Raw genomic sequence first — 14,720 nt, 5'->3', positions numbered from 1 at the left:
GCAGTTCACTTTTTTCAAAGTACTGCCCCTTTTTCTGCTCAGCTATTTCTACCATATATGTTACCTCTCTTGTACGACGCAACAATTCCCAGAATGGAAAGGCTTGCGAACACTAAAAAGCTTGTCTTCATGCTCTTCAGAATAAGAAGATAGTTTTCGTGTGAAAGCTTTACACCCTTCAAAAACATGATTGATACAAAAGAAACAATTGCCATTGAGAATGCCTGACCTACAACTCTCATGACAGATATTGTTGATGATGCCGTGCCATAGAGCGATTTTGGCACACAGCTCATGACAACATTTGTGTTTGGCGATGAAAAAAGTCCAAAACCAATTCCCATCAAAAGAAGGTTGGCTACTGCCAAGACAAGGCTTGTCTTGCTGCTAAAGAGCGAAAAAACAAAAAGACCTATGGTTGTAAGGACCATGCCGGCTGTTGCGAACTTTCGCGGTTCTATCTTTTCAGATGCTCTACCAGAAATCAATGAGGTTATAACCTGCGAAAGTGGCTGGACAATCAAGACTGAGCCGGCAAGCTGGGAGGGCAGAGCTTTTACAAGCTGGAGGTACAGTGACAGAAGGTAAGATGCAGAAAATGTGCAGCTGTAATTTATAAGTGCTGCTAAGTTTGAAAATCCAAACTGCGGGATTTTTACAAACAGTTTTACGTCCAAAATAGGATTTTGAAGTTTTGCCTCTGCAACAACAAAAATTATCATCAAAATTAGCCCTGCAAAAAACAGAATTTTAGAGGTATTCCTAAGCTCAAATGTAGATGCTCCGTACATCAAAAGAAAAAGCCCTGTCATCGACAGGATTGTACCTATTTTGTCAAGCGATTTGAGACTGTCGAGTAATTTTGCCTGCCTTGTATTTTTCACTTCTTTGTGAAGCAAAAACAGGCTCACAAATGATCCAACAAGTCCTATGGCAAATCCGAACAAAAATATGCTCCTGTATCCCCACAGCTTTACAAGCACGCCACCCAAAAAAGGTCCTAAAGATGTTCCAAGGTACACAACTGCTGTGTTTATCCCCAAAAGCCTTCCTCGTATTTGTGGTGAGTGATTCTCAATCAATATTGCCATTGAGGTCACAAATGTGAATGCTGAGAAAAATCCCTGCAGTGCGCGGAAAACAAAAAGAATTTCTACCGTGTTTGAAAGTGCACACATCAGGGTTGAAAGGGTAAACAGCAAAAGTCCTGTTTTGAATATCTTTGTTCTGTCAAATGTGTCAGAAAGTTTTCCCATGGGTAGAATGAAGGCTGCAGAGAATATCAAAAATATGCTTATCACAAGGTTCAGCTCTTCAGCGTTGAGCTTGAAACTTTTTGCTATATCTGGTGCTGCAATGTTGACTGCACTTGACATAAACGGCACCAAAAAAGAAGAAAGTGTTGTTGCGATGAGTATATTTTTGTTTATTTTTCTGTTTTCTTGACCGTGCATTGTCCCTGTCAATCGCTCCCTTCAAAATTTTTAAGTACTTTGAGTTTTTCAGGATTACACATATAATAATATCACTTTCTGACAAAAAATAAATACACCTATGAAGAACAATTTTGCACATTTTAAGGCTTTTGAGAAGAATTTTGAGGATGGTAAAATAAATTATATAAAGTATTAAATGAGAATTTGACTAACCAAATATTGAAAAAACTAAAGCACACAGGGTGAGAAAAAGGATGAAGGTTGCATGGAGCGCAACTCACCAGGAGTTTCTGCTCACAGACGGCTATTACTTTTCAGGGCTTTACAAGGAGCTTTGTAAAAGAAAAATTGAAATTGAAGAGGTAGACCATTTTGACAGGCTTTTTGAGTATGATGTCATAGTTTTCAACTATCCAGAAAATCCTTTCAGCGATGATGAGAAGGAAAAAATAAGAGAAGCCTTGGTACAAAAGGGCAAAAGAATCGTCTTCACAGCGCATTTCAAAAACAAAGATGGTGTTTCTGAGATTTGCAATAGCATAACAAGAGAATATGGAATAGACATACTGCCAGAAGGTATAAAGGATGAGATTCACCATTTAGAAGATGACCTTTTTATAATAACAACAGATGAAGTAAAACTTTACCGCGAAGGTGTAAAAGAGGTTGTGTTCCCGTACTCAGCTCCTCTTGAGGTAGGAAAGGGAGCTGAGATTGTGCTGAGGGCAAGAAAGACAAGCCTCACAGACAGCGGCAAAAAATCGCCTGTGCTCATTGCTCAAAGAAGATTTGAAAGTGGCGGAAAACTCATTGTGTGTGGAAGCTGCATCTTCTGGGACAACTTCTCGCTTTTTAGGCTTGACAATCTACAGTTTGTAGTGAATATGTTTGAAGGGGCGGAATAAAAGATAGAGGATCAAAAAAGTGGCAAGGTGTCATTTTTCGTACCTTGCCACTACTTTTGTTGATATTCCCCCGCGCTCATGGAACTCTCCAATCACTTCCATGAACTTTGGTCAAGTAGTTCGTGTCCATAAATGTCAAATCTTCTTTACTGGGATTTATATTCGAAATCTTAAACTAAACTGAAAAACTCAAAAATTTAAACATAAGTAAGAAAAGATATAAGATTGATTGTTATGCAGAGTGCAAAAGCATTTAACCGACAATATTAAAATAATTTGGTCATAAAAAGAAGTTCATTCAAAAGCCAGCAAATCAATGAAATAATAAACAATTTATACAGAGAATTACCACCACTATTATTATGATGGTAAAAGGACTTAGAATTTTATATGATTACTTTTGAATTTTTACTGAAAAAATGTTCTAAATCATTATCTAATTGTTCATATTATATGTTCGAAAAGTTTTTAAAAATGATTCATTACTTGTACGTATACAACTTTAGCATAAAAAATAGGGAGTGATAAATTGACTTTTTTATAGAAAATTCATATAATTTAGTTGAACAATAAATTCCAAAAGCGAGGAGGAGTTAAAATGAGGGTTAGAAATTTTAAAATTAGCAGAGTTGTAGGTATTTTGTTGGCAGTGGTTTTTCTTGTTGCTGTGATTGGAATTGGTTTGATAGTTTCTGATTCGGGTAAGGTTGTTGCAGCTTCCAAGAAAGCTACAAAAGGAGAAATAGCTTTTGTTCCACCAGGAATGGTTTCGCCATTTTATGCAGGAACCATCAGTGGTGCAAAACCCATGGCAGAAAAGTTGGGGTATAAGTTTACTGTTTTAGCACCAGAGAGAGAAAGTGATTTTGCAGGACAAGTCAAGATTGTAGAGGACCTTGTCACAAAGAAGGTAAAAGGAATAGCTCTTTGTGCTATAAACGCTGATGCTATTGCGGCAGCAGTCAGAAAAGCAAACGAAGCTAAAATTCCAGTTGTTGTGTTCAATTCACTTACTGAACTTCCAAAATGTAAAGTAGAAGCATATGTTGGGTACAATCAACGAGAAGGCGGCAAAAAGGTTGCAGATTATATTGCAAAAGTAAAAAAAGGCAAGGCTAAGGTAGCAATCATCGAAGGGCTGCCAGGTTATCACACACGTGAAAGAGAAGGAGGATTTATGGACCAGATAAAGAAGAAGTATCCTGGAATCAAAGTAGTTGCAGTTCAGCCGGGTGATTGGGAGCGAGAAAAGTCCATGAATGCTGCAATGAATATGCTTCAGGCACATCCTGACATAGAAGTATTCTATGGTCTTTCTGATGAAATGGCACTTGGTGCTGCTCAGGCATGCAAAGCTGCAGGTAGAAAGGACATCTTAACAATTGGAATAGATGGTAATCCAAATGCTTTGGAGGCAATTACAAAAGGCGAACTTACAGCTACATTGTATGTCTACCCGGATGTTATTGGAGCAAAAGCTATTGAGGCTCTGGACAAGGTTATAAGAGGTCAGAAGGTGAATAAGTTTATAGTGACACCTACTGTTATAGTTGATAAAACAAATGTCGACAAGTTCTTGAAGAAAAAATAAAAAGGGAATAATTTGAAGCTTCCACAGGTAGTCTTCTCTGGCTACTTGTGGAAGCTTAATTCTCATAAGTTTTTATATTGTTTTTGAGGTGATGACAAAGTGGCTGAGACAATCCTTGAGATGAGAAATATTCGGAAAGAATTTCCGGGCGTTTTAGCCCTTGACAATGCTTACCTTGAAGTGAAAAAGGGCGAGGTTCATATTTTGGCAGGTGAAAATGGTGCAGGAAAATCAACCCTGATGAAGATATTAGCAGGAGCTTACAAAAAAGACAGCGGTGAGATAGTCTTGAAAGGGAAAAGGGTTGAGATTCTTTCTCCTAAACATGCACAGGATTTGGGAATAAGTATGATTTATCAAGAGCTCAATTTGGTTCCATATCTAACTGTTGCAGAGAACATATTTTTAGGAAGAGAACCAATTTCTCAAAAAGCTCCTTTTCATATAGACTGGCAACAGATGTATAAAAAGACCAAGGAGATTTTAGAAGGTTTACATATTGATATAAACCCCAGAATAATTGTAAAGGACCTTGGTATAGCAAAACAGCAGATGGTAGAGATAGCAAAGGCGCTTTCTTTGAACTCGGATATCATTATAATGGACGAACCGACGGCAGCTTTGACAAAACAAGAAATAGAAAATCTATTTGAGATTATAAAGAGAATAAAAAATGAAGGTGTTTCGATAATTTACATTTCTCACCGACTTGAAGAGTATGCTGAGATTGGAGACAGAGTAACAGTTATGCGAGATGGCAAAACAATAGCTACATTAAATGTAAAAGATACAAGCATTGAAGAACTCATCAGATTGATGGTGGGACGCGAACTGAAGGAGAAATATCCCAAGATTTCTATTCCTATTGGCAAGGAGATATTTAAGATAAAAAACCTTGAAAGAAAAGGGGTGCTGAAAAATATCTCATTTTCAGTAAGAGAAGGTGAGATAGTAGGTATTGCCGGGTTGGTTGGTGCTGGCAGAACTGAGCTTGCAAGAGCCATTTTTGGTGCTGATAAGATTGACAAGGGTGAGATTTATGTAGGGGGGAAGAAAGTAAATATTTCTAAGCCAAAGGATGCTATAAATTGCGGAATTGCACTTGTTCCAGAAGATAGAAAAGGACAGGGTTTGGTGCTTTCCATGAGTGTAGCTCACAACATTACGCTGGCTACCTTAGATAAGTTTGCAGGTTTACAGAAGGTTAACCTTAGCAAAGAGTTAGCAACAGTCAAGGAATTTATACAAAAACTAAAGGTAAAAACCCCCCATCATAACCAGAAGGTTATGTACTTGAGCGGTGGGAATCAGCAAAAAGTGGTGCTGGCAAAGTGGCTTTTGGCAAATTCAAAGGTTTTCATTTTAGATGAACCCACGCGCGGTATTGACGTTGGAGGGAAATTAGAAGTGTATTTACTCATTAACGAGCTTGCAAAAAATGGTGCAGGAGTAATTTTGATTTCTTCAGAGCTTCCAGAAATACTTGGTATGTGTGATAGAATCTTAGTTATGTGCAGGGGCGAAATTGCTGCTGAGCTTTCGCGCGAAGAAGCAACTCAAGAGAAAATTTTATACTATGCAGCAGGAGGTGGCAAAAACATTGCCTAATAATGTGAAGCTTTTTTTGAAAAGTAGAAGTGATGATATCGGAATTATTGTAGCACTGATAGGGCTTTGTATCATTATGACAATCCTATCACCTACTTTTTTGACAGTAAACAACCTGCTAAATATTCTTCAGCAAATTTCAGTAATTTCAATTATTGCAGTTGGAATGACATTTGTAATTATTCAAGGTGGAATTGACCTGTCAGTCGGCTCTATTGTAGCATTCACAGGTCTTATCATGGCGGGCTTAATGAAAAATGAAGGCTGGAATGTTGGGATCTCTGTTCTCACTGGAATTTTGGTAGGAGTAGTTCTTGGTCTTATAAATGGCGTGTTGGTTGCTGAGGTTAAACTTCCTCCTTTTATCGCTACACTTGGTATGATGTCTCTTGCAAGGGGTGCAGCATTTACTATTTCTGGAGGCCAGCCCATTTACACTTTGCCTGAGAGTTTTGACGCTATAAGTGGAAAAATAGGAATAATTCCTATTCCAGCCTTAATTATGATTGGTATATACCTATTGGCAAGTTATGTGTTAAAATATACGAAACTTGGTAGATATACATATGCAATTGGTGGAAATGAAGTTGCAACAATTTTATCTGGTATAAATGTAAAATTATATAAGATAGCTGTATATGTAATTTCAGGTCTTTGTTGTGCAATTTCATCTATATTACTTACGGCAAGGCTTGACTCCGCAGTACCAGTTGCAGCAGATGGATACGAACTTGACGCTATTGCAGCTGTGGTAATTGGTGGTACAAGCATGATGGGTGGTGAAGGCAAGATAAGTGGAACATTTATTGGTGCTCTTATTATAGGAATTGTTAATAATGGTCTCAATCTTTTAGCTGTTCCGCAGGGTCCTCAGAGAATGATAAAAGGTGCAATTATTGTAGCTGCTGTTGCCTTTGATATCCTGAGAAAAAGAAGACAGAGGGAAAAGTGACAGTTGCGAATTAAAAAGAGACCAAAAAAGTGGCAAGGTGTTATTTTTCGTACCTTGCCACTACTTTTGTTGATATTCCCCCGCGCTCATGGAACTCTCCAATCACTTCCATGAACTTTGGCTCAAGCAGTTTTACAAGATCATCCAGGATTCTGTTTACTGCATGCTCCTGTAGTATCCCAACGTTTCTGTATGAAGTTAGATAATACTTCAGAGATTTTAGCTCAACAAGTTTTTGGTGAGGGATATATCGAATTGTGAGTTTTGCCGTATCAGGAAGACCTGTCCACGGACAGACTGATGAAAACTCTTCTGTTACATATTCAACAACAGTGCTTTTTTCAGGATATTCGTATGGGATTGCTTCTAAAACTTCTGTGTCAATCTTTTCATACCCATAGATGTCAAATCTTCTTTGCTGGTATTTGTCAGCCATAGAATTTACACTTCCTTTCCTTGTTTTTTTGACCGGGGTTTGCCGCGACCCGGGCAGCGCTTTGATGCACCTGCAAAAAAGATTTTAGCACACTTTAATTTGCATTGCAAATTGGGGTATAATAAAAACTAGCACGAGAATTTAAAATTATCAAGGAGAAATGATAAATGCCTGAAAAAGAGCCTCTTTACATAGAAGAGATTTTTGACTATGTTAGCCAGCGGCCACAGAAGTTTGCCCTGAATTTCTGGGAAGACCCAAGATATTTTAAACTTCACAGGCACAACTTTGTTGAGTTTATGTATGTTGTAAAAGGCGAGGGGACAGAACACATAAATTCAATCAGCTACAGCTTAAAACCCGGCACATTTTCAATTGTCATGCCGTACCAGATTCACAAGATAGAGTATTCAGAGCAAAACCCTCTTTCAATCTATGTTGTTGCCATTTCGTTTGAGGAGCTTTTAGCACCATCAAGCATTTTTTACAGAATAGGTGAGCTTCTTTTGAGCTATGACGAAAATATTCTTCCTTATTACTACTTTGAAGGCAAGGAAAAAGAGGTGATGGACAGGCTCTTTAAAGAAGCGTGGACGTATTTTAACCAGGATGATGTGTGGGCAGAGATAATACTCAAAGCCAAGATTGTTGAGATAGTTGCGTATTTTGACAGGTGCAGAAATTTGGCATGTGCTAAAAACTCTCAAAAACATGCCTCTGACTTTGTCCAAAACAGAGCTTATAAAGAGAGCATTCATGTTCCGACAGACTACTGGCAGCTTGTGTACTATGTACATAAGAATTATAATCAGAACATAGACCTCAAGGTTTTGTCAAAAGAGTTTCACTTAAGTCCCTCTTACATAAGCCAGCTTTTTAAAAAGCTTGTTGGCAGCAACTTTCACAACTTTTTGAATGAAGTTAGGCTTCAGCACGCATGCAGCCTGCTTCTTTCAACCGACAAACCTGTAACAGACATTGCGCTTGAGGTTGGCTTTGATTCATATTCCACCTTTGCCAGGGTTTTTCACAAGCACAAAGGCATGAGCGCCCAGGAATTCAGGAAAAGAGGGGGAGCTGGGTAGGTTTAATGTATAGCTAAAACCTTCAGAATTTTTGTCAAATTTTTATGTTGCTTATGAAGAAGTTTAAATATATTGGAGTTAATATCATACAAAGCGATTGTCTTGAAAGAGGTGATTAAAAAAATGCTAAAACAAATTATAGAAAGATTGAATAAATTTCCACCTATAATAAAGGTATCTTTAATTTTCATTGTTTTTGGTTTATTATTTTTTATAGCTTTGAAAATTGGAGAAGTTGTGGGCAGGCTAATATATGATATTGTTCATTAAAGTAATAAAATAAAAATAACATGTAATTCAAAAAGCTCCTTCCCAATTGTAAAAACATTAAAAAGATAACAAAAGAAGAGACCTCTTTATTTTAATACTTTCGAAAGCATATTTTCTTGACTTTGTCAAATGTTAAATTTAAAAAAAGCTTGAGAATAGCGAAATCGGAAATAAAAGAGTGGAGAAATTATCACTACACTATTTTATCACTTTGTATTTTTCTAAATTAAATTTTTAGGGTTCAGAAAAAATTTTTATAATAATAAATTGCAATCTGTGTTCTATTTTGAAGCTGAAGCTTTTGAAGAATTGAAGATATATAATTTCTGACTGTTCCTTCTGAGATGAAAAGAAAGTTTGCGATTTCTTTGTTGGAATACCCTTGCGCGATGAGCTTCACAATGTCAAGTTCTCTTTCTGTCAGTTCATTTTTCAAAACATTTACATTGCCAGAAAAGCTTGAAGCCTCCTTTTTCAGGGTATTTGAAATGAAAAGTGCAATTTCTCTGTCGAAGACAACTTTGCCGTCCAAAACAGCGTATATTGTATCTATGATGTGTTGAGCGTCTGAGCTTTTGAGGATGTACCCGTCTGCGCCAAAGCTCAGGCTCTTTTTTATGTAATCTTCTTCACAGAATGTTGTTAGTATTATCACTTTGACATTTGGAAATTTGGTTTTTATATTGAAAGTTCCCTCAATGCCATCCATAACAGGCATTCTGATATCCATGAGAACAACATCTGCATTTCCCTTTTCAAGAAATTCTACAGCCTCTTTTGCATTTGTGAAAAGACCAACCACCTCAAACTTTTCAAGCTCAAGGATGATTTTAAGACCATCCAAAACAGCGGGGTTATCATCCACAATTAAGACCTTAGGTTTTTTCACGGTAATTCTTCCCTCCTGCTTTTCATTGGCACAAATACCACTATTGAAAATCCAGCATGGTTGTCAATGTTGACTGTTGCGCCCATGGACTTTGCTCGAAGTTTTATGCTCATAAGCCCAACGCCCTCTTTTATTTCTCCTTTGTTCTTGCCATTGTCATGCACAGCAAGACGTACATATGTTGGTTTCACTTCAAGCTTTACAGTCACAAGAGTAGCATTTGAATGTTTTGCAACGTTTAAAAGAGCTTCTTTAAGAATTGCCATCAGGTTTTCAAATACGTGTGATGGTATGTTTTCAATATCTCCGCTGCAGTTTAATGTTATGTTGCAGAAGTTAAAATTTTCTATCAATTGAGATAAGTACTTTTCTTTGGTTTCAAAAGAGTTTTTCATTGAATAGACAAACTTTCTCAAACTTTCGTAAGATGTTTGGGTCTGCTGCAAGCATGAAGATATAATTTGCCTTATTTGAGTATCTTCAAGTACTCCTTTTTTCTCCAGCAAACTCTTGATGGCATTGAGCTGGATATTCAGCGCTGCCAAGTTGTGCCCGACTGTATCGTGCAAAGAAGTTGCTATTTTCATCTTCTGATTTTGTGCAGAAAGACGTTCTATTGTCTGCTGGGACTCTAAAAGCTGTGTTTTTAGCTTGCTCAGCTGCAGGTTTAAAAGTCTAAGATTGTCAATTTTTTCTAAGTATTCATGCTTGCTATCCTTCAGCATCTGTGTGACTAATCTTAGAGAAAAAACAAAAACACAGACAAAAACATATTCTCTTGCCAGATTTGAAGGGATAAGAAAGAGGCCAATAAAGAGTATAGAGGCAATTGAGTAAATTGATAACTTGTTTCTATGGTGCAAAAATGTACACACAGCGGCTGGAATTAAAAAAGAGAATTCCCATCCGCAGAGAAAAATAGCAAGACATATTATAGTCAGCTCTGCAAAGACTGCCGCTGCTGTATGGTATATAGATTTTAGATATTCAGTTTTTAAGAATTCTAATGACAAAAATAGAAGCAAAAACAAAATGGCTATTTTGGAAAGCTTGCCGTCCTCATATAAACCCCAAAGAGTATAGGCGCTTACAATGAATGAAAACATTTTCTTTTCACACAAAGTTGTTATTGCTAAGACCCATTTTATCATATTGAAAGGAATTTAGTGAACATATTCTTTTAACAGCTGTTTCAAAAAAACATTAGAAATCTCCTGCAAACATTCCATCTTGCTGAAATTCACAATGTAAATTTATAATTATATATAACTGGTATTATTTCAATAGGACTAAGTTTACCAACAACTCAAAAAGACGGAGGGGCTCTCCAAATGAAGGAAGTTAATTTAAAGGTGTCAAGTGAGAAATTCCTCTTTGGTGTTTTAGCGTTTTTCAGTATTATTTCCTACATAGTTCTCATAGTCAGCATGGTAGGTTTAGTTTACTTGATTCTAATAGCCCTTACCATTTTAATAACAAATGGAATTTTTATTGGCAACATCAAGGGAAATGCGGTAAAACTTTCACCTCAGCAGCTTGGCGATATTTATAATGAATACGAACAAGTGGCAAGACAGATGGGATTTGATGAGGTACCAGATATTTACTTGATTCAAGGTGGGGGACTATTGAATGCATTTGCTACGAGATTTATTGGAAGAAATTTTGTTATTATTTATGCTGACGTTTTAGAATTAGCTTACCAGCAAGGGATGGATGAGGTGAAGTTTATTCTTGCTCATGAACTTGGTCATCTTAGAGCAAATCATTTAAAATACAGATGGCTTATTCAGTTAGGTTTTATGATTCCTTTGCTTGGCCAAGCGTATTTGAGGGCATGTGAATACACAGCTGACAGATACGGAGCTTATTACTCACCTAAGGGAGCTGTTAGAGGCTTGATTTTGCTTGCTGCCGGAAAAAAGTTATACAATAACATAGATATTGAACAGATTTTAAAACAGGCGAGAGAGGACAAAGGTTTTTGGGTAAATTTTTCAGAACTTTTTTCTTCTCATCCTCATTTAGTGAAGAGAATAGAAGCTGTGACAGAGTTTGTGCGATATATTAGCCCAGCTCAAGAGAATTCAGAGGTTTTTAGTGTTGAGTCTGTTTAAGAAAATAATTAAAAGATAAAAGCAGGGGCTGTCCAAAAAGATAATTGGTTAGCCCCATTTTTTATAATATTTAGTTTTAACTACATATTGTGGGAGTACAAATTTCAAAAATCTTTTGAACGGTTTTTCTATTAACTCACAGCTTTGATATTACATTTTTAGAAAGCTGCTTTATGCCCGCAAGTGCAAAAAACAGACAAAATGCTGCCACTAACGCAATGTCAACCATCATACTTTCTATGAATTTTCCAGTTAACACATTCTTTGTCAAGTTTACTGCGTATGTTGTTGGAAAAATTAATGCAATCTTTTGAAGAAACTTTGGCATAATGCTGAGAGGCCAGTAACAGCCTCCGAGCATGCACATTATGGTCACTACCATGGAGTTTAGTGAAGAGAGTTTTTTGATGTCGCTGACTGTGCTTATGAACATCACAGAAAATGAAACAAACATAAAGCTGCAAAGAGATAAAACAAGAATTACAATAGCAGGGTTTGACCCAAAGGTTAGATTAAAAACGTATTTGGAGATTCCTACAAACAAGCAGAGCTGCACAAATGTTACTGCAAAAATGCTGAGGATTGACTGAAAAATGTAGTTTTGCTTTGAAAGTGGTGAGCACAAAATTCTGATTATAACTTTTTCATGATAGTCTTTCAAAAGAACGCTTGATGCGTTGAGTGCAAGCCAGAAAAGTGACATTACAAAAAATCCTGATGCAAAGCTGATGCTTATATATTTTGAGTTTTCCACAAGCTTTTTGCTAATCACTTTTGGTGAAGAGGTGGACAAACTTTTTGCCACATTCAAAAGTTCAGCTTTGCTTGAAAAGTTCTGAGAAAGTATCATTTTAAATACGCTGGTAAGATATTCTTTCAAGTAAACATGAGCTTCTGATTTTCCCAATGCATATATTTTGAGTTTAATATTTTTTCTTGAAAGCATTGCATCTTCTATATTTTTATCAAGCACAATAGCACAGTCAACTCCAGTTTGAATCATCTGGCTTACAATAGACTTGTCTTTTGAGAATACTACCACATCAAAACATTTTTGAAGCTCAGATTTTATGATTTTTGATATGCTATTTTCCTCTTCCACCACAATTCCTACTTTGTACGGCGACTCAATGTTTGATGCAAATGCAACTGACAGAACGATTATTATAGCTGGAAGAACAATGGTAAGAAACAGGTTCAGTTTGTCTTGCAAAAGTCTTTTTATATTTACCTTAAAAATTGGCATACTTTCACCTTCCTCAGAAGAAATAAAGAAATCACAGCCAAGCTTAAGCAAAGAACAATGAGGTATATGACAGAATGTTTTACATATCCAACTTCTGAAGGATTGTAAATAAGAGTAAAAAGACTGCTTTGGACAACATAGTTTGGCAAAAGGTTTCTTATTGTTTGCAAAAGCCCTGGGCGAATATCAACAATGAAATATCCTCCTGCTATAAATGTTGATGCAACTGCAAATGAGCTTATCAAGACATTTGAAAGCAACAAATTCCTTGTCAGAAGCGCAATACACAGTCCAAAAAATACTGCAAATATGGAGTATATAAGAAGTACTAGCAATATTGCTGAAATGTTATTTCCCCAGTTTGCCTTGTAAATGTACTTTGAGAACAAGACTATTATACAAAGCTGAGCATACAAGAATACAAGCTGAGCCATTGCTTTTGACATTAGAATCATGAGAGGATTTTGCGGTGATATGTAAAGACGAGTAATGGTATTTTGCCTTTTTTCAGTTTCTATGACTGCACTTCCACCCATTGCACCATAGAGAGCTATCATCACAACCATTGTGACTGCATAGTAGTCAAGCGCTCTTGGCAAGCGTGTGGCCATTGCAGACTCAAAAATAATATCTGGTATTTGGAAATCGTTTTGGCGGTGCTGCAATGTTTTATAGTAGTTTGAAAATATGTTAAAGTAAGCTTTCACAAAAGCAACATTTGTGGAATTTTCTTTTGTAAAAATTTCAATATCAAAACTGGGAAGGTAGCGGGTATTTGCTGGGCTGTTTTTGAGATATTTAATATGAATAAGTGCTGAAAACTTGCTGGATTTTTCAAACTGCAGTTTTGATTGGTTGTATGAAGAGGAATAATCAGGGTCAAATAGTTTTTGGAATGTTTTGTCAGTAAGTAAAATGTTTTTGTAGATGCTAAACTGCGAGGGCTCTTCAACAACCAAAATCTGTGTCTTTGGCAGTTGTACCTCTGAAAAGTAAGTAGAGAGCGCGCTTCCCAGAATAAGTATCAAAACAATAGGGAAAAAGAGCATTATTGCGATAAGCGGCACGTTTTGAATGTCTTCTTTGATGGTATATAAGAAGGCTTTAGTTAAAGCTTTCATATTTTATCTCTCCTTTTTCATCTATGGAATATCCCATTATCGCAAAATAGAGCTTTTCCATAGTAGGTTTTTCAAATGAGATTGAAAGTATTTCACAGCCATCGTGCGAGACTGTCTCAACCAGTTCTTTAATCAAATTCTTTGTCTTATCAATTGAAACGATGAGGTCATCATTTGAAAGTACACAGCTTTCAACACCTTCGAGTTTTTTAATTTTGTCTACTAAACTTTCAGAAGATTTAGAAAGCTTTATTTTCAGTATGTTTGTTTCAGAAAGCTTTCCAAAAAGCTCTTCTTTTGTTCCACACTCAATTATGCTTCCTTTGTTTATAAAGGCAACAGATGTGCAGATTTTGTCAGCCTCTTCAATGTAATGGGTGGTATAAAGAATTGTAACACCGCTTCTTGCAAGCTTTGTCACAGAATCAAGTATGAGCTTTCTAGATTGTATGTCAATTCCAACTGTTGGCTCATCCATAATTAAAAATTTCGGGCTGTGAAGAAGCGCTGCAGCAATGTTTAGTCTTCTTTTCATCCCTCCAGAGAGATTTTTTACATACTTTCTGGCTGCGTCTTTTAGCTGAACAAACTCAAGCGCAAAATCGATTCTTTCTTTTAAGAGTTTTCCAGAAAGATTGTAAAGAGAACCGAAAAAGCTGAGGTTTTCGTAGACGGTAAGATTGTTGTAAAGAGAGATTTCCTGTGTAACAACGCCAATCTCTGGTTTTATTTTGTGCAAAGCTTTCTTAAGAGGTTTTTCGAAAATATAGATTTCTCCTCTGTCGACGGGGGTAAGACCAAGTATACAGTTTATAAAGGTTGTCTTTCCTGCACCATTTGGTCCTAAAAGCCCAAACACTTCACCCTCTTTTATCTTCAGCGAAAGATTGTCAAGCGCAAGAAGATTTCCATACCTTTTAACAAGGTTTTTAACCTCAAGTGCAACCATATAATTCCATCCATCCTTTGAAAAGGTTTTTATATTTTTATGGTATATCAATCCAAAACTTTTTTGTAGTGACATTTGTCATATTTTTGTTAAAAGATTGTTTACAAATTTTTAA

14 protein-coding genes and 1 pseudogene are annotated in these 14,720 nt (G+C 36.5%); 7 read left to right on the top strand and 8 right to left on the bottom strand.

What is annotated here, in order from left to right; all coding sequences use genetic code 11:
* Positions 1-38: 38 nt before the first annotated feature.
* Positions 39-1,454, bottom strand: a complete 1,416-nt coding sequence (locus tag OTK01_RS12795; protein WP_029228502.1) for an MFS transporter — start codon at positions 1,452-1,454, stop codon at positions 39-41.
* A 236-nt stretch (positions 1,455-1,690) separates the two neighbouring features.
* Between OTK01_RS12795 and OTK01_RS12790 the strand changes: the two genes are divergently transcribed.
* Positions 1,691-2,341 (top strand): hypothetical protein, encoded by a 651-nt coding sequence (locus OTK01_RS12790; RefSeq protein WP_029228501.1) that lies wholly within the window; start codon positions 1,691-1,693, stop codon positions 2,339-2,341.
* A gap of 30 nt (positions 2,342-2,371) precedes the next feature.
* Here the strand turns inward: OTK01_RS12790 and OTK01_RS12785 are convergent.
* Positions 2,372-2,452: pseudogene (locus tag OTK01_RS12785) on the bottom strand (preQ(1) synthase); the annotation flags it as partial.
* A gap of 487 nt (positions 2,453-2,939) precedes the next feature.
* Between OTK01_RS12785 and OTK01_RS12780 the strand changes: the two are divergent.
* From OTK01_RS12780 to OTK01_RS12770, 3 genes are all read left to right on the top strand, one after another.
* Entirely contained in the window at positions 2,940-3,932 is a 993-nt protein-coding gene (locus tag OTK01_RS12780; RefSeq protein WP_029228500.1) for a sugar ABC transporter substrate-binding protein, read from the top strand.
* Positions 3,933-4,031: 99 nt separating this feature from the next.
* Positions 4,032-5,540, top strand: a complete 1,509-nt coding sequence (locus OTK01_RS12775) for a sugar ABC transporter ATP-binding protein (protein WP_029228499.1) — start codon at positions 4,032-4,034, stop codon at positions 5,538-5,540.
* The gene (locus OTK01_RS12770; protein WP_029228498.1) at positions 5,533-6,492 is read left to right on the top strand and encodes an ABC transporter permease; all 960 of its coding nucleotides are present in this window, start codon (positions 5,533-5,535) and stop codon (positions 6,490-6,492) included. The genes OTK01_RS12775 and OTK01_RS12770 overlap by 8 nt, the downstream gene beginning before the upstream one ends.
* Before the next feature lie 40 nt (positions 6,493-6,532).
* On the opposite strand, the gene queF is transcribed toward OTK01_RS12770, so the two are convergent.
* Positions 6,533-6,928, bottom strand: a complete 396-nt coding sequence (queF, locus tag OTK01_RS12765; RefSeq protein ID WP_013404354.1) for a preQ(1) synthase — start codon at positions 6,926-6,928, stop codon at positions 6,533-6,535.
* 167 nt (positions 6,929-7,095) lie between these two features.
* Between queF and OTK01_RS12760 the strand changes: the two genes are divergently transcribed.
* Together OTK01_RS12760 and OTK01_RS12755 are read left to right on the top strand one after the other, a co-directional pair.
* Positions 7,096-8,013 (top strand): AraC family transcriptional regulator, encoded by a 918-nt coding sequence (locus OTK01_RS12760; protein ID WP_029228497.1) that lies wholly within the window; start codon positions 7,096-7,098, stop codon positions 8,011-8,013.
* A gap of 72 nt (positions 8,014-8,085) precedes the next feature.
* Positions 8,086-8,283 (top strand): hypothetical protein, encoded by a 198-nt coding sequence (locus OTK01_RS12755; protein ID WP_035168389.1) that lies wholly within the window; start codon positions 8,086-8,088, stop codon positions 8,281-8,283.
* 241 nt (positions 8,284-8,524) lie between these two features.
* On the opposite strand, the gene OTK01_RS12750 is transcribed toward OTK01_RS12755, so the two are convergent.
* Both OTK01_RS12750 and OTK01_RS12745 read right to left on the bottom strand, forming a co-directional pair.
* Positions 8,525-9,172: a response regulator transcription factor gene (locus OTK01_RS12750; protein ID WP_029228496.1), complete on the bottom strand. Its 648-nt coding sequence runs from the start codon at positions 9,170-9,172 to the stop codon at positions 8,525-8,527.
* Positions 9,169-10,278 carry a sensor histidine kinase gene (locus tag OTK01_RS12745; RefSeq protein ID WP_029228495.1) on the bottom strand — a complete coding sequence of 370 codons (1,110 nt, stop codon included), beginning with the start codon at positions 10,276-10,278 and terminating at the stop codon, positions 9,169-9,171. The genes OTK01_RS12750 and OTK01_RS12745 overlap by 4 nt, the downstream gene beginning before the upstream one ends.
* Before the next feature lie 225 nt (positions 10,279-10,503).
* Here OTK01_RS12745 and OTK01_RS12740 point away from each other — a divergent pair, with 225 nt between their 5' ends.
* Positions 10,504-11,289, top strand: a complete 786-nt coding sequence (locus OTK01_RS12740) for a M48 family metallopeptidase (RefSeq protein ID WP_029228494.1) — start codon at positions 10,504-10,506, stop codon at positions 11,287-11,289.
* A 136-nt stretch (positions 11,290-11,425) separates the two neighbouring features.
* Here OTK01_RS12740 and OTK01_RS12735 read toward each other — a convergent pair whose 3' ends face one another.
* The 3 genes from OTK01_RS12735 to OTK01_RS12725 are packed head-to-tail and all read right to left on the bottom strand — an operon-like array spanning position 11,426 to position 14,605.
* On the bottom strand, positions 11,426-12,535 hold the full coding sequence (locus tag OTK01_RS12735) for an ABC transporter permease (protein WP_029228493.1): 1,110 nt from the start codon (positions 12,533-12,535) through the stop codon (positions 11,426-11,428).
* Entirely contained in the window at positions 12,517-13,656 is a 1,140-nt protein-coding gene (locus tag OTK01_RS12730; protein ID WP_014043278.1) for an ABC transporter permease, read from the bottom strand. The genes OTK01_RS12735 and OTK01_RS12730 overlap by 19 nt, the downstream gene beginning before the upstream one ends.
* Positions 13,640-14,605, bottom strand: a complete 966-nt coding sequence (locus tag OTK01_RS12725; RefSeq protein WP_014043277.1) for an ABC transporter ATP-binding protein — start codon at positions 14,603-14,605, stop codon at positions 13,640-13,642. The genes OTK01_RS12730 and OTK01_RS12725 overlap by 17 nt, the downstream gene beginning before the upstream one ends.
* Positions 14,606-14,720 lie beyond the last annotated feature (115 nt).

It is taken from the genome of Caldicellulosiruptor acetigenus (assembly GCF_026914305.1).
Classification (GTDB): Bacteria; Bacillota; Thermoanaerobacteria; order Caldicellulosiruptorales; family Caldicellulosiruptoraceae; genus Caldicellulosiruptor; species Caldicellulosiruptor acetigenus.
This window is presented reverse-complemented; position numbering and strand designations above follow the sequence as displayed.

Bases quoted from the DNA above. Each gene is read 5' to 3' on its own strand.
- OTK01_RS12745 (WP_029228495.1), bottom strand. From the start codon at position 10,278: ATGTTTTCATTCATTGTAAGCGCCTATACTCTTTGGGGTTTATATGAG.
- OTK01_RS12790 (WP_029228501.1), top strand. From the start codon at position 1,691: ATGAAGGTTGCATGGAGCGCAACTCACCAGGAGTTTCTGCTCACAGAC.
- queF (WP_013404354.1), bottom strand. From the start codon at position 6,928: ATGGCTGACAAATACCAGCAAAGAAGATTTGACATCTATGGGTATGAA.
- OTK01_RS12730 (WP_014043278.1), bottom strand. From the start codon at position 13,656: ATGAAAGCTTTAACTAAAGCCTTCTTATATACCATCAAAGAAGACATT.
- OTK01_RS12735 (WP_029228493.1), bottom strand. From the start codon at position 12,535: ATGCCAATTTTTAAGGTAAATATAAAAAGACTTTTGCAAGACAAACTG.
- OTK01_RS12795 (WP_029228502.1), bottom strand. From the start codon at position 1,454: ATGCACGGTCAAGAAAACAGAAAAATAAACAAAAATATACTCATCGCA.
- OTK01_RS12725 (WP_014043277.1), bottom strand. From the start codon at position 14,605: ATGGTTGCACTTGAGGTTAAAAACCTTGTTAAAAGGTATGGAAATCTT.
- OTK01_RS12740 (WP_029228494.1), top strand. From the start codon at position 10,504: ATGAAGGAAGTTAATTTAAAGGTGTCAAGTGAGAAATTCCTCTTTGGT.
- OTK01_RS12780 (WP_029228500.1), top strand. From the start codon at position 2,940: ATGAGGGTTAGAAATTTTAAAATTAGCAGAGTTGTAGGTATTTTGTTG.
- OTK01_RS12760 (WP_029228497.1), top strand. From the start codon at position 7,096: ATGCCTGAAAAAGAGCCTCTTTACATAGAAGAGATTTTTGACTATGTT.